Origin of the sequence: Nocardia macrotermitis (assembly GCF_009604405.1) — a bacterium.
In the GTDB taxonomy this organism is placed as follows: Bacteria; Actinomycetota; Actinomycetes; order Mycobacteriales; family Mycobacteriaceae; genus Nocardia; species Nocardia macrotermitis.
This window is the reverse complement of sequence record NZ_WEGK01000004.1, coordinates 1-14,118: the sequence shown is the minus strand read 5'-3', so window position 1 is coordinate 14,118 and position 14,118 is coordinate 1. Positions and strand designations below refer to the sequence as shown.

The following is a 14,118-nucleotide window of genomic DNA, read 5'->3' as shown; positions in this document are numbered from 1 at the left end:
CCTCAATGGGACTGGGTGAGAACCGTGTCCCGGAGGAACTTGCGGATCGCCGAATTGACCTGCGCGGGATGCGTCATGTTGACAGCCTGACGGGCGGCCTCGATCTCGACGAAACGCGAATTCGTCAGTAGCCGAGCCATTTCCACGGCATTGGTGCGGGCGATACCGGCCCGGGTGGGATGGATGACCAGCACCGGGCAGGAGATTTCGGAGAGCCGGTCCAGGATCGAGTCGCGGCCCAGGATGCAGCCCGCGGCGACCTCGGTCGCGTGCGGGTCGCGGGAGAGCCAGCGTTTGATCCAGACCGCGCGGTTCCAGGCGTCCTCGCCGATCAGCCACTGCGCCAGGTGTTCGGCCATCTGGCGGCGCAGCCGCGGCTCGTGCCAGCGCTCCAGGAAGCGGCGGGAATTGTCCAGTTCGTGCGGGGTCGGGGCGTGCGCCTCGGTGGCGATGAGGATCAGTGCGGCGACGCGTTCGGGGGCCAGCAGCGCGGTGCGGATGGCGCTGAATCCGCCCTGGGAGGTGCCGCCGACGATCGCGCGTTCGATCCGCAACTGGTCGAGCACGGTGAGCGCGTCGCGCGCGGAGGTCCAGTAACTGAACGGCAGTCCCTGATCCCGGGTGTGCCCGTGGCCGCGCGCATCCCAGGTGACGATGCGGAATTCCGGGGACAGCGCGGCGACCTGCGAGGCGAACATCGTTCTGTCCATGAAGAATTCGTGCCCGAGTAGCACAACCGGGCCGTGCCCGCCGCTGTCCTCGTAGTGGATTTCGGCGTCGATCGCACGGGCGAATGGCACGAGCACGAGGATAGCTGGAACACACGCCCCATACGGGCGGTTGTCCAGCTTGTCCGACCGGCACTCCGCGCTGCCCGGTCGAATCCGAGGCTGCTGCCGATTCGCCGGAGCGATGTTGCGCCGCACCGGGATTCGAGCGTCATCGCCGCGGAGTGAGGGGAAGGGCCGGTGCCGCGGACTCGTTCCGTCCGGAGGTATCGCCCGATGGCAGGCTCCGGGTGGGTGTGGGGCCGGTGTTCAGGGCCGCATAAACTGTCTCGGTGGCAGATACCCAGCGACCGGTGCTCGTTGTCGATTTCGGGGCGCAGTACGCGCAGTTGATCGCGCGGCGGGTTCGCGAATCCAGTGTGTATTCCGAGGTGATCCCGCATACCACGACCGTGGAGGAGATCGCCGAGCGCGCGCCGCTCGCGGTGATCCTGTCCGGCGGGCCGTCGAGTGTGTACGCCGAGGGCGCGCCGCAACTGGATCCGCGGCTGTTCGACCTGAACGTGCCGGTCTTCGGCATCTGCTACGGATTCCAGGCGATGGCGCAGGCCCTGGGCGGTACGGTCGCGCAGACCGGTACCCGGGAGTACGGGCGCACCGAACTGAGCGTCGACGGCGGGGTGCTGCACGGCGGGCTGCCCACCGTGCAACCGGTGTGGATGAGCCACGGTGACGCGGTCACCGACGCCCCCACCGGCTTCGAGGTCACCGGAACGAGTGCGGGCGCCCCGGTGGCGGCGTTCGAGAACACCGCGCGGCGGCTGGCCGGGGTGCAGTATCACCCCGAGGTGCTGCACTCCCCGCACGGTCAGCAGGTACTGAGCCGATTCCTGCACGAGATCGCGGGGATTCCGGCGGCGTGGACCCCGGCCAATATCGCCGAGGCGCTGGTCGCGCAGGTGCGTGAGCAGATCGGTGACGGGCACGCGATCTGCGGGCTGTCCGGCGGGGTGGATTCCGCGGTGGCCGGTGCGCTGGTGCAGCGGGCCATCGGCGACAAACTGACCTGCGTCTTCGTCGATCACGGCCTGTTGCGGGCGGGGGAGCGCGAGCAGGTGCAGCGCGATTTCGTCGCCGCGACCGGGGCCAAACTGGTGACCGTCGACGCGGTGGACAAATTCCTCGGTGAGTTGAAGGGCGTCACCGATCCGGAGACCAAGCGCAAGATCATCGGGCGCGAATTCATCCGCTCCTTCGAGGACGCGGTGGCGGAGGTCGTGAAAGAGGCCGGGGCCGTGGATGATTCGGCTCCGAAGGTGGAATTCCTGGTGCAGGGCACGCTGTATCCGGACGTGGTGGAGTCCGGCGGCGGCTCGGGGACGGCGAACATCAAGAGCCACCACAATGTCGGCGGTCTGCCGGACGACCTGGAGTTCTCCCTCGTCGAACCGCTGCGGCTGCTGTTCAAGGACGAGGTGCGCGCGGTCGGTCGTGAGTTGGGGCTGCCCGAGGAAATCGTTGCGCGCCAACCGTTCCCGGGGCCGGGGCTGGCCATCCGGATCATCGGCGAGGTCACCGAGGACCGGCTCGGGACGTTGCGTCAGGCCGACGCCATCGCCCGCGAGGAGTTGACCGCGGCGGGGCTGGACCGGCAGATCTGGCAGTGCCCGGTGGTGCTGCTGGCCGATGTGCGCAGCGTCGGCGTGCAGGGTGACGGCCGCACCTACGGTCATCCGATCGTGCTGCGGCCGGTGTCCAGTGAGGACGCGATGACCGCGGACTGGACGCGGTTGCCGTTCGATGTGCTCGAGCGCATCTCGACCCGCATCACGAACGAGGTGCCCGAGGTCAACCGCGTGGTGCTCGACGTGACGAGCAAGCCGCCGGGGACCATCGAATGGGAGTGAAACCGGGTCGGTGCGCTGCCGCCTGAGCGCGGGACTCACCTGACGACAAGGCCCGGACCATCGAAACGGTCCGGGCCTTGCGGGTATTCGGGGGCTGGTCGTACTCGAGGATTACCGCCGTCGGCGCCGACGCGGCGAGATCACCATGACGATCCCGGCCACGATGGCCACGGCCACCACGATCCAGCCGACCGGGACGCCGCTGTGCACGGGCCACGCGGACGGTCCGAGGAACGCCCAGACGCTCACCGCCAGCGCCAGCATTCCGGCGAACAGGAGTGAGAACGACGGTCCGCGAACGGGTTTCGGGTCGTCGGTTCCGGTGTGGTCAGCCATGGGTCACCTCCGCGTCTCCGGCTTTGACATCGATGTCGAGGGTGAGCACCGGGCCGGTGGCCGGGCCCACGATGCCCTGCGGGCAGTGGGTGTCGCCGAGCGTGGACGTGCAGCGCGCGTCCAGCCGCATCGATGCGGGCACCAGGGCGTGGAAGTCGCCCGTGCTCACGTGCACCGTGACGGTGCGGTTCTCGGTGAGTCGCAGTGATCGCAGATCGAGCGTCCCGTCGCCGACGGTGACCTCGTAGGTCGGATGCAGTTCCGCCGTGGTGACCGGTTTCCAGGTGTGGTCGCCCATCGCGGCGGCGTCGAACCGCACCGGACCGCCGAGCGCGGCCAGGATCACGAATCCGGCCAGCGGGGCCGCCAGCACCATCAGGCCGTAGCCGCGCCGCAGGAACGCGCCGATCAGCAGGCCCAACCCGATCACCGCGAGGGCGACCGCGCCGATCCGGGCCGGGGTCATCCAGTGCACGTGGACCGCCGCCAGGGCGCCCGCCAGCGCCGCCGCGATGATGGCGCTGCCGATCACGATCGGGGTGAGTCGCGAGCGGGGTCGCGGGGGTGGCGGGGGTGGTGGGGCTACCGGGCCGCGTGGGGTGGGGGCGGGCAGGTCCCAGGCCAGGGGGGATACGCCGAGCGGATCCCAGCCCGAGGGGGTCGGGCCGATGTCGGCCGGGTTCGGGGCGGACCGGAACGGGCTGGTTCGCGGGGGTGTGATCGGTTGCGCCGCTTGGTCTTCCGGTGTTCCGGTCGATGGCGGTTCCGGCGCGGTGTCATCGGACGAATCCGGCTCCGCGACAGGCGCATCCATCGGAACGCCGGACCGGAGTACGGCGGTGTCCGTCCCGGCGAAGTCGGTCTTCGTGTCCGAAATCTGCTGTGCGACAGGCTCTTTCGTGGAATCCGGCTCGTAGTGGTCCGGCAGTTTGGTGTAGGGCCCGTAAGTAGGCCCGGTCCAGGCCGGTCCGCCCGGGAACACCCCGGGATATCCGGTCGGGGCGGGGCCGCCGTCGGGCAGCAGCGGATCGGCACCCGCGGGCGGATTGGGCTGGCGCAGATACAGCAGCCACCAACCGGCCACCATCAGCGCGAAACTGATCAGTCCGGCCCCGCCGAGTCCGGCGCCCACCGGACCGACCGTGCTGACCGCGATCACCAGCGCCACGATCAGCAGCAGCGTCCGGGTCGGCGACTGGGTGCTGTGGCCGCGGCCGATCAGGCTCTCCGCCGCGGACACGTCGTCGTGCACCGCGGGCATCAACAACCAGGCCAGCAGATACAGCACGATGCCCGATCCGCCGAAGATCGTGGACACCACGAAGGCGACCCGCACCAGCACCGGGTCCACTCCGTAGCGTTGCCCGAACCCGGCCGCGACACCGGCGACCGGCCCCCGGCGGGGCAGCCGCACCGGCCGCGTCCGCCACAGGTGGTGGAGCTGTTCGTTGAATCCGGTCCGGCCGGTTCCACCGGCCCAGCCGTTCGCTCTGGTCATAGCTCCATGGTGACCGTGCCGCCGCCCGGATCACATCGGGGATGACCCTGAAACGGGTCCTGAGAATCCGTTCAGCCGCGCATCCACTGCGGGCCGCCGCCCTCGCGGTTCGCGCCCTTCTCGAGTATCGCCAGGTTGTGATAGAAGTGCAGGCCCCGGATGTGCGCGTCGGTGGCCTGTGGCTCGCGGCCGTCGATCTCCTCGTGGTTCACGCCGTCGAGCAGGAGTTTGAGAAATTCCATACTCGTCGGCACGCCGGTGGGGCCGGGTGGCCGACCGCCGAAAGCGGACCAGTAGGAGGTCTGCAGGTCCTCGATCGCGTAGAGGCCGCCCTCGCGGAGTGCGGGAAACAGGGTCTCGAAGGTGGTGAGCACGTGTTCGCTGCGATGACTGCCGTCGTCGATGACGATATCCAGCGGGCCGGTCGTGTCCAGCACCCGCGCCAGGTCCTCGGGGTCGGATTGATCCCCCTGGAGCACCGTCATCCGCCCGCGTGACATGTGCGTCTTGTCGAAGATGTCCAGGCCGTAGATGCGGGCCCGGGGGAAATAGTTCTGCCACATCCGCAGGGAGGCGCCGCCCTCGTGGACGTCGTGGTAGCCGCCCACCCCGATCTCCAGAATCGTCAGACGGCGGTCCCGGATCGGCTCGAAATGCCTTTCGTACCACTGGGAATACTGATGGCCGCCCCACTTGTCCGAACCGTACCGGATGCAGAATTCCGCGAGTCCCGGCCGGTAGGTGTGGTCGATCGCGTCCAGCAGCAGTCGTACGGTTTCGAAGACGACCTGGGTGCGGGCGGCGAACGGCGGATCCGCCCAGCGCAGCACCCGGGTGGCGCAGGGTGCGGCGCTGCGCGGTCCGAAGACCATCCGGACCATCTCCGGCAGCGACTGTTCGATCGTCGCGGTCGGTTCCGCGGGCGGGGCGGTGACGGCTGTCTTCGCCACGTCGTCGACCAGGATGCCCAGTTCGACGGTGGTGCTCGGCATGTGCATCCGGAACAGGATGTCGGCCGGTGGGCGGCCGCGCAGTGGTGCGCGATCGAGCAGTTCGGCCAGCACGGTTCGGGCCACCCGCTCGGATCCGATGTTCGCGATGCACTCGGTGAGTGTGTCGCCGTCCGAACCGGCTGCGGTGAACAGCCGGTCGGCATGGGTGTCCGAGATGAACCGAGTCACCGGGCAAGCCTGGCATCGAGGTAGTGCGCCGTCAACCGGGGGCGACGCGTATTCGACAGTGCCCCGGCCCGATTCGGTGACAGGCGCGTCGAGTTCACATCACGACCGGATCGCCCATCACCCAGTCGCCCCCGTCGACCTGCGGGGAGGATGCCTCGATGACGGTGTACGCCTGCACGGTCAGCGGTCCGCCGCAATCGTTCACCCGGACCTGGAAGTCGCGGCTGACGATGTAGCCGGTGCGTCCCGGGGTGAGGGTCTTCTCGGCCACCCGGACATCGGTGATGGTGCCGGGGGTGATGGTGAGCGCGGTGTCGATGCCCGCGTTCACGCTGGGGCCGATGCTCACCCCGGCGCTGGGGGTGACCACGTCGCCGACGTCGACGCCGGCGGTCGCCCCGGCATCCAGGCCGGCTCCGGCGTTGACGCTGAACGACACGTCCAGGTCGACGGCGCAGGCGACGAAGTAGCCGGTGCGGATCTTGCCGGTGCCCGGTCCGTCGAACCGGCCGTAGGAGGTGTTGTCCAGATAGACCTCGCGGCTGGTCGGCATGCCGTTCATCGGCGCCACCGGATGGACGGCATTGTCCTTGTGCCCCACCGTGAAGGTGAATCCCTCGGCACTGATCGTCTTCTCGTGCGGTGCACCGGTGTCCGCCGCCGCGAACGGTGCGGTGAGTCCCAGTCCCACCGCGGTGGCGACGGCGACGAATGCGGATGCGATGTGCATTGGATGTCCTCCCCTGAACTCCTGCGATCCGCCGGAGGGCGAACCGCCTGGATCTCGACGACCCGGACCCAGGTTATGGGTGTTCACCAAGGCGCTTCACCGGCGTAAACCCTTCGGCCGCAGGGAAATTGCTGGTCCCGATGGCTGTAACCGGTTTTCCGGAACGGCCACCGCATCGCACGGCCGTGTCCGGATCGGTGTCCGGTCCGGACAGCCGCGACGGTCCCGCTACCAGGCCGAATCGGTTCGCGATCCGGGTGATCCGGGTCGGGGCAGTGCACTCCCGGACCGCAGCATCTCGTAGGGCGGACCGGGCCTGCGGTGGTCGGGGTGGAATGTGATCCGGCGGTTGGGGTGGAGCGTGATCCGGTGGTCGGGGTGGAGCGTGATCCGGCAGTGGGGTGGAGCGTGATTCGGCGGTCGGCGTGGAGCGTGATCAGGCGGTCGGGGTGGAAATGGGGTACTTCCCCGATGTTCGGTGTCGGTGGGGCATGTCAGTATCGAGGTATGTATCCGTCCATGCCCGCTTTCGATGCCCGTGGGGTCGAGGTCGCCGCGCCGCGTATGCAGCGGCGGTCCGGTGGTCGTGTGGTGGGCGGGGTGGCCGGGGGGATCGCCGATCATCTCGGGGTCGACGTGTTCAAGGTGCGCGTCACCTTCGTGTTGCTGTCGGCGCTGATGGGGGCGGGCATCGCCGCGTACGCGATGCTGTGGATCTTCACCCCGTCCGGGGCGCAGGGACCCGCGCCGACGGCTCGGGAGCGGCGGCAGGCGGCCGGGCTGGCGCTACTGGGCGTGGCGCTGGCGGTTTCGATGTCGTGGCTGTTCAGCGGTAGTGCGGCCCGGGTGGTCGGGCCGATCGTCGTGGTCGCGGTGGGCGCGGCGCTGGTGTGGCGGGAATTCGACGCGGAGGGTCCGCGCTCGATGTTCGGGCTGCCCGCGCGGCCCACGGTGCTCACCTGGACGCGCATCGTGGCGGGCGCGACGTTGATCGTGGTCGGGCTGGGCGTGGTGGTGCTGGGCCGGATCGATCTGGGCTCGCTGGGGTCGGCGCTGATCGCGGTCGCGGTCACGCTGATCGGGGTCGGGCTGCTGACGGTGCCGCTGTGGCTGCGGATGATGCGGGCGCTGAACTCCGAGCGCGCCGCCCGCATCCGCAACGAGGAGCGCGAGGAGATCGCCTCGCACCTGCACGATTCGGTGTTGCAGACGTTGGCGCTGATCCAGCGGCAGGCCGGGGATTCTCAAGAAGTGGTGCGGCTGGCCCGCAGTCAGGAGCGGGAGCTGCGCAAATGGCTGTTCGAGGATGCCACGCCCGCCCAGTCGAGCCTGGCCGCCGCGCTGCGCACCATCGCCGGTGAGGTGGAGGATCAGCACGGGGTGAAGGTCGCGCCGGTGACCGTCGGGGATGTGTCGATGGATCCGGGCGATACCGGATTCGGGCTGCCCCGTGAGCATTTCACCGCGCTGCTGGGGGCAACTCGCGAGGCGCTGGTGAATGCCGCCAAACATGCCGGGGTGCCCACCATCGATCTGTTCGCGGAGGTCGAACCGCATCAGGTGGGTGTTTTCGTGCGCGATCGCGGGGCCGGTTTCGATCCCGCCGATATTCCCGCCGATCGTCAGGGGTTGGCCAAATCCATTCACGCCCGGATCGAGCGTCGGGGCGGCACGGTGGTGATCGATTCGACGCCGGGGCGGGGTACCGAGGTGCGGATCACGTTGCCGCGCAATGATTCCGAGGGGGCGGAGGATGTGTCGGGTGCCGAGGGACCGGGTGCCGCCACGGAGTTCGGGGGATCGGGGGATGGGCCGGATATCGGTGGACTGGGAGACACACCCGAACCCGCCACTGTTCCCGAGTCCGATTTCGGAAGACATTGAGTCGCAACCTGTTCCGCGGGCAGCCGATGTGAGGATCGATGGGGCGAGCCCGCGTCCGGGCACGGCCCGTGCCGCTGCGGCATTCCGCCGATGTGTTCGCGCATCGAGCATGCATGACGAGTACGGGGCGGGACGTGATGTGGTACCGATGATGACGATGTGCCATGCCCGGCATGTGTGTGAGTTCCGGTCTCAGGTGAGGAGATGCAGTGTCCATCCGGGTGTTTCTGGTCGACGACCATGCCGTGTTCCGCTCGGGTGTGCGGGCCGAGCTGGGGCGGGAATCCGATATGGATGTCGTCGGTGAGGCGGGGGCGGTGGCCGAGGCCGTCGCCGGGATCGCCGCCGCGAAGCCGGATGTGGTGCTCCTGGATGTGCACATGCCCGATGGTGGTGGCGTCGCGGTACTGCACGGCCTCGGACACGACGGTCCGGGCCCGGTGTGCTTGGCGCTGAGCGTATCCGACGCCGCCGAGGACGTGATCGCGGTGATTCGGGCGGGTGCGCGCGGCTACGTCACCAAGACCATCTCCGGGCCGGAACTGGCCGACGGGATCCGGCGCGTGGCCGGTGGGGACGCGGTGTTCAGTCCGCGGCTGGCCGGTTTCGTCCTGGATTCGTTCACCGGGCGTTCCCCGGCCCCCGAACCGCCGCTGGATCCGGAGCTGGATTCGCTGACCCCGCGCGAACTCGAGGTGCTGCGGCTGCTCGCCCGCGGCTACACCTATCGGGAGATCGCCGAATCCCTGTTCATCTCGGTGAAGACGGTGGAAACCCACGCCTCCAACGTGCTTCGCAAAACCCAGCAGTCGAATCGGAACGCGTTGACCCGCTGGGCGCATCGCCGCCGCATCGACTGACCTCAGGCGTCTCTCCGGGCTGCGGCGGCGGTTCGGGCTGCTGCGGGATCGGTGTCGTCGGGTTGCGGCGAGAGCTCGGGCTGCCGCAGGAGCGGTGTTGCCGGGTTGCGGCGAGAGCTCGGGCTGCCGCAGGAGCGGTGTTGCCGGGTTGCGGCGAGAGCTCGGGCTGCCGCGGGGGCGGTGTCGCGGGGCTGCGGTGAGGGCTCGGGCTGCGGTGGGAGTGGTGTCGCGGGGCTGCGGTGAGGGCTCGGGCTGCGGTGGGAGTGGTGTCGCGGGGTTGCGGTGAGAGCTCGGGCTGCGGTGGGACTCGGGCGGTTACATGACCGCGATGAGGATGACGATCAGGATCAGCAGGCCGATGAGCAGCCCGACCGCGACGGCCAAGGGTGCGGCGTTGGGGCCGAGGGAGGCGAGTGTGAAGCCCGGCTTGCGTTGCGGGGCAGGGGCATTGGTGGCGTTGACGCGCGGCGGGCGCGGCAGCGGGGTGGAGTGCGGGCTGCGCAGTCCGGCCGCGGAGTTGCGGGCCGCCCAGGCGGGGATGGTGCCGTCCTCGGTGCGGACGGGCGCGCCGAGAATGTAGGGCCCGGTGCCGGGACCGAATGCGGCGGTGAGGATTTCGTTGCGGGCCTCGGCCATGGTGGGGCGGCGCTGCGGTGCGGGTTCCATCATGTGCAACAGCACCGCGGTCAGAGCGCCGCTGCGGGTGGGCGGGATGATCTCGGCCATCGCGGCGCGCGTCACGATGACGTCGTTGTCCCCCTCGAGACCGTAGGGCGGATGCCCCTCGATCGCGGTGTACAGCGTTGCGCCGAGCGAGAATACGTCGCTGGCGGCGGTGGGCTGCGCGCCCCGCGCCACCTCCGGCGGTAGGTAGGCGGGAGTGCCGGTGATGACGTCCTCCGGCTCGTCGGACAGATCACCCGCGCCGCGCGAGATACCGAAGTCGCTGAGTTTGACCTTGCCGACCTCCGCGCCCCGATCGGCGACCAGGATGTTGCCGGGCTTGATGTCGCGGTGCACGATGCCCGCGGCGTGCGCGGTGGCCAGCGCGTCGGCGACCTGTGCGCCGATCTGCGCCACCTCGATCGGGGAGAGCGCGTCGGCCAGCGCCAGCGCCTTGGCGACGCTACGGGAGGGCAGATACTCCATCACCAGCCACGGTTCGCCGGCCTCGAGCACCACGTCGTAGACGGCGATGGCGTGTTCGTGGGACAGCTTGGCCGCGACCCGGCCCTCGTGCACGATCCGATCGCGGACCACGCGGGCCTCGTTCTCGCTCAGGCCCGCGGTGGACAGCACCTGTTTGATGGCGACGTCGCGGTTGAGCAGCCGGTCGTGTGCCAGCCAGACCGCGCCCATACCGCCGCCGCCGAGTTTGGACTGCAAGCGGTAGCGGCCCGCGACCAGATAGTCGGGGCCTACGGTGGAACGGGCGCGTTCGGTCACGGGCGCGAGAATAGCCGAAAACCATCCTGACTGGCCTGCTTCGGAACCATGAGGTTGACGAGAGCACCTCGCGGCGACGGGGTTTCACCGTTCTCCGGGGTGAGAGCCGAGGCTGAGGTTCGGTGCTGACGCAGGTCACGGTGGTTGTCGACGATGTTCTCCGCTGCCGGCATCGCTTTTCGTCGAATCGGCGGTAACGCGTCTCACGAACGCATCACGATCGCCCGTTCGGATCGTGGTGGCGGATGTTGTCCGCTCCGGCGGCGGGGCGGGACTCGTTGTGGCTCAATCCGGTCGATATCCGCCGGGCGTGTCCGGGCCTTCGGGGATTTGCAGGGTTTGTCCGATGGTGTTGCCGGACAGTCGATTCGGGCTTTCCATTCGAAGGATGTGCCGAAAGTTACTGTAGCGGTTGAGTATCGAGGAGATCAGGTCCGTCGGAGACCCTCGGGCACGCGGCTGTCTCTTCAGTGGAGTTCCTCGACCAGCCCGATGATGACGTTCTCGGGGCCGCGGACGTAGCAGTAGCGGCAGAGGTCCTCGTATCGGGCTATCGCGCCGACGAGTTCGCCGCCGTGGGCGCGCAGGCGTGCGACGACGTCCTCGACCTCGTCGACGACGAATGTCAGGCGCGGGATGCCCGGAGCGTGCACTGGCACGTTCGGCGCGGTGTCGGTGGTCCGCGGTGAGCGGAACGTCGAGAGTTCGACCCGGCCGTGACCGTCCGGGGTGCGCACGACGACCATGTCCGCTCGCACCCCGTCCAGTCCGAGCAGGTCGTCGGCCCACGGTCCGCCGACCGTCGCCTCGCCCTCCACCTCCAACCCCAGTTCGACGAAGAACGCGACGGCCGCCGCGAGATCCTCGACCACGATGCCGACATGATCCAGCCGGTGGATCGCCATGGATTCTCCTCGGGTTCAGGCGCGCTGCCGCTGCGCGATCAGCTCTTCGACCGCGGTGGGCAGAGTAGTGTCGAAGTCGATGAGTTTGACCCAGGTCGGGGTGATGACGATCCGGACCATACCGTCGTAGAGCGCGTGGACCTCGGCCTCCCATTCGACGCGCTGTTCGGGCGTCATCTCGTAACTGCCGTTCATCTGCAGGTACTCCGCCGGAATCCCGTCGACCACGTCCAGTTCCGCGCGCCCGCGAATGAGCAGGATCTGCGGCGGATGCACCTCGGTGTCGATGGTGAGCGCGACCTCGGGATTGTGTCGCAGCGAGGGAAGTTTCGGGGCGTTCTTCGCGGTGCAGACGACGATCTGCGTACCGTTCCAGGTGAAGGCGATCGGGATGTTGCGGGGCGTGCCGTCCTTGGCGACATAGGCCATGCGCAGCAGGTCGCGAGCCAGCAGCTCCTGGCTGATCGGCCGGTTCAGGATGGTGGTGATCTCGTCGGGTCGCATGGCGGCCTGCTCCTTCGTCGATGTCTCGTGGTCATCTGCTCGGACGTGATTCGCGCCCCGAATTCATCGCTCGCCGACCGGCGTCCGCGCGGCCAACGCGGCGAGCCATGCGTGGCCCGGGTGGACGCGGGCGAGCCATTCCGACAGTCGTGCGACGCGGTGTCGTGACAGCAGGGGCAGGGTCCGCGCGAAGTCGCCGTCGTCCTTCGCTCGCCTGGCCTTGGCTTTGAACAGCAGCACCACCTCCGGGATGACGTACGGCACCCCGCCCGGCCCGGTTTCGATCAGTTCCGTGTAGGGCAGGGTGATGGCGTTGTCCCGCCGGCAGATCCACCGATCCCCGTCGTGCGGTTCGCGGAAGACATCGAGATGGTATTTGCCGGTGGCAGGATCCCGCAGCCAGGTCTGGTGGAGTTCGGGATGATCGGCAACATCGGCATAGGCCCACACCGTGTCCTCCCCGACGACATCCCACTCATATCCGCGAAGAACAGCAGCGACCTCCCCGAATGCGGCTCGGGGAACAGCGATTTCGATATCAGCATGCACCCGGGCCTGCCCACCCCCGAACAAATCCAACGCCCACCCACCGACCACCCCCCAAGGCGCGGAAACCTCCGCCAGCCGCGCAAACACCTGCTCCGGCCCCCACCCCTCCCACCGCCGCTCACACTCTTCCACCCCGATCGGACGCCCACCCACCGGAAGTTCGTCACCCATACCGACCGAGCTTACGAGCATCCGATCAGCGACGAGATGCTGTTGTCCCCGGACCTGTTGATCCCGAACCTGTTGCCGATGTGGACGGCCGCGCTGGCAGTTGGTATGCGGCACTTGCCCTTTGGCCGTTGCCGAGCAGACTGGCCAAGGTCGTACTGCATCGACAGCGGACTGCTGGCAAATGACATCGTCTCGGGCTGGTTACCGGTGACCGGGTGAGAGGCTGAACGTCGTGGATGTCGAGGACGGTGCTCAGACGGTCGAACTGCACGATTGGTACATCGACGAGCGTGAATACGCACGCCACGAGGCCCGTCGTGGACGGCGGTTCGCGTTCACCGCCCTCGATGCCCGGCGCACGGCGCTGGTGGTGATCGATATGGTGCCGTTCCATGTGAGCGAGAGCGCCTACTGCCGTGGCATCGTGCTGAACATCAACGATATGGCTCGCGCCGTGCGGTCCGCGGGCGGAGTCGTTGCCTGGGTGCTGCCCGCGCGCGGTGAGCCGACCGCACGGGTGATCGAGTTCTTCGGCCCGAGGATCGCCGAAAACTACAGCAGCTCAGGTGGTTCGGGTCCACTGCCGACTCGATTATGGCACGAGTTGGACGCCCGCTCTCGGGATCTGTTCGTCGAGAAGTCCGCGTTCAGTGCTTTCTTTCCCGGTCGGTGCGAGCTGCCGCAACTACTCGATCAGCAAGGAATCGACACGGTCTTGATCACCGGCACTGTCACCAATGTGTGCTGTGAGTCGTCCGCACGCGATGCGAGCACCCTCGGCTTCCGGGTGATCATGGTCGCTGATGCCAATGCGGCTCCACACGACCACGTTCACAACGCTACGTTGCGCACCATCTACCGGTCCTTCGGTGATGTTCGCCCGGCCTCGGATGTGTTGGACATGATCGTTGCCGGGGACGCCGGTGATGGGAGGCACTCGGCTCGCGTAGTCGGTGCATGACCTTGACGTCGATCCGGTCGCATTCGTGCGGGTGGGTCGGGCTTGTCGTGGTGGTTTCCGGCGCTGCGGCCGGTCATCCAGATGTGGTGGTGATCAGCCGGGCCGGTGGGCCGCGATGTGCTCTCTGCGTGTGGGTGAGGTGAGTGCGCTTGCCGTTGGCGTGGCCGATCGCGTGCCCAGTGACAGATGCGACCTGCAAGTGACAACTACAACCTGTCGTCACGCTGTTCGGGGTGGGCGGGGGAGGAGGTTTTGCTTGGAGTGTATCGAACGTATATTCGACTGACATCGATAGCTGGATCGGTGCTGGGATCCACTCGGTGGAGATGGGCGGTCGAGGATGGGTTCGTTGGGTGTGGGGCGGGATGAGCGGGTGGCGGAGTTGCGGCGGCGGATGGCGGCGGTTCCGGCGCGTGGGGGTGGTGCGGTGGTGCGCGGGTCGGGAGAGCGCCGTGTAG

Annotated in this window: 13 protein-coding genes; 4 read left to right on the top strand and 9 right to left on the bottom strand. The window is 68.3% G+C overall.

The features are described from left to right. Nucleotides 1–2: 2 nt before the first annotated feature. Nucleotides 3–800, bottom strand: coding sequence for an alpha/beta fold hydrolase (locus NRB20_RS10255; RefSeq protein WP_319944713.1), 798 nt, complete (start codon nucleotides 798–800; stop codon nucleotides 3–5). A 260-nt stretch (nucleotides 801–1,060) separates the two neighbouring features. Between NRB20_RS10255 and guaA the strand changes: the two genes are divergently transcribed. Further along, nucleotides 1,061–2,635 (top strand): glutamine-hydrolyzing GMP synthase, encoded by a 1,575-nt coding sequence (gene guaA, locus NRB20_RS10250; protein ID WP_319944712.1) that lies wholly within the window; start codon nucleotides 1,061–1,063, stop codon nucleotides 2,633–2,635. A gap of 111 nt (nucleotides 2,636–2,746) precedes the next feature. On the opposite strand, the gene NRB20_RS10245 is transcribed toward guaA, so the two are convergent. From NRB20_RS10245 to NRB20_RS10230, 4 genes are all read right to left on the bottom strand, one after another. Further along, nucleotides 2,747–2,971 (bottom strand): hypothetical protein, encoded by a 225-nt coding sequence (locus NRB20_RS10245; RefSeq protein ID WP_153409884.1) that lies wholly within the window; start codon nucleotides 2,969–2,971, stop codon nucleotides 2,747–2,749. Then, nucleotides 2,964–4,469 carry a PspC domain-containing protein gene (locus NRB20_RS10240; protein WP_153409883.1) on the bottom strand — a complete coding sequence of 502 codons (1,506 nt, stop codon included), beginning with the start codon at nucleotides 4,467–4,469 and terminating at the stop codon, nucleotides 2,964–2,966. The genes NRB20_RS10245 and NRB20_RS10240 overlap by 8 nt, the downstream gene beginning before the upstream one ends. Nucleotides 4,470–4,540: 71 nt before the next feature. Further along, nucleotides 4,541–5,650, bottom strand: coding sequence for a class I SAM-dependent methyltransferase (locus NRB20_RS10235; RefSeq protein WP_153409882.1), 1,110 nt, complete (start codon nucleotides 5,648–5,650; stop codon nucleotides 4,541–4,543). 94 nt (nucleotides 5,651–5,744) lie between these two features. Continuing rightward, a complete protein-coding gene (locus tag NRB20_RS10230) occupies nucleotides 5,745–6,380 on the bottom strand; it encodes an MspA family porin (RefSeq protein ID WP_153409881.1) in 636 nt (211 codons plus the stop codon). Nucleotides 6,381–6,899: 519 nt separating this feature from the next. On the opposite strand from NRB20_RS10230, the gene NRB20_RS10225 reads away from it, so the two are divergent. Further along, nucleotides 6,900–8,264, top strand: a complete 1,365-nt coding sequence (locus NRB20_RS10225; protein WP_227833401.1) for an ATP-binding protein — start codon at nucleotides 6,900–6,902, stop codon at nucleotides 8,262–8,264. A gap of 215 nt (nucleotides 8,265–8,479) precedes the next feature. After that, entirely contained in the window at nucleotides 8,480–9,124 is a 645-nt protein-coding gene (locus tag NRB20_RS10220; RefSeq protein WP_319944828.1) for a response regulator transcription factor, read from the top strand. A 315-nt stretch (nucleotides 9,125–9,439) separates the two neighbouring features. Here NRB20_RS10220 and NRB20_RS10215 read toward each other — a convergent pair whose 3' ends face one another. From NRB20_RS10215 to NRB20_RS10200, 4 genes are all read right to left on the bottom strand, one after another. After that, on the bottom strand, nucleotides 9,440–10,570 hold the full coding sequence (locus NRB20_RS10215) for a serine/threonine-protein kinase (protein ID WP_319944711.1): 1,131 nt from the start codon (nucleotides 10,568–10,570) through the stop codon (nucleotides 9,440–9,442). 467 nt (nucleotides 10,571–11,037) lie between these two features. Then, nucleotides 11,038–11,475 carry a VOC family protein gene (locus NRB20_RS10210; RefSeq protein ID WP_153409879.1) on the bottom strand — a complete coding sequence of 146 codons (438 nt, stop codon included), beginning with the start codon at nucleotides 11,473–11,475 and terminating at the stop codon, nucleotides 11,038–11,040. A gap of 15 nt (nucleotides 11,476–11,490) precedes the next feature. After that, nucleotides 11,491–11,979 (bottom strand): pyridoxamine 5'-phosphate oxidase family protein, encoded by a 489-nt coding sequence (locus tag NRB20_RS10205; RefSeq protein WP_153409878.1) that lies wholly within the window; start codon nucleotides 11,977–11,979, stop codon nucleotides 11,491–11,493. Nucleotides 11,980–12,042: 63 nt separating this feature from the next. Further along, a complete protein-coding gene (locus NRB20_RS10200) occupies nucleotides 12,043–12,699 on the bottom strand; it encodes a nucleotidyltransferase domain-containing protein (RefSeq protein ID WP_153409877.1) in 657 nt (218 codons plus the stop codon). A 232-nt stretch (nucleotides 12,700–12,931) separates the two neighbouring features. On the opposite strand from NRB20_RS10200, the gene NRB20_RS10195 reads away from it, so the two are divergent. Then, the gene (locus NRB20_RS10195) at nucleotides 12,932–13,660 is read left to right on the top strand and encodes an isochorismatase family cysteine hydrolase (RefSeq protein WP_319944710.1); all 729 of its coding nucleotides are present in this window, start codon (nucleotides 12,932–12,934) and stop codon (nucleotides 13,658–13,660) included. Nucleotides 13,661–14,118 lie beyond the last annotated feature (458 nt).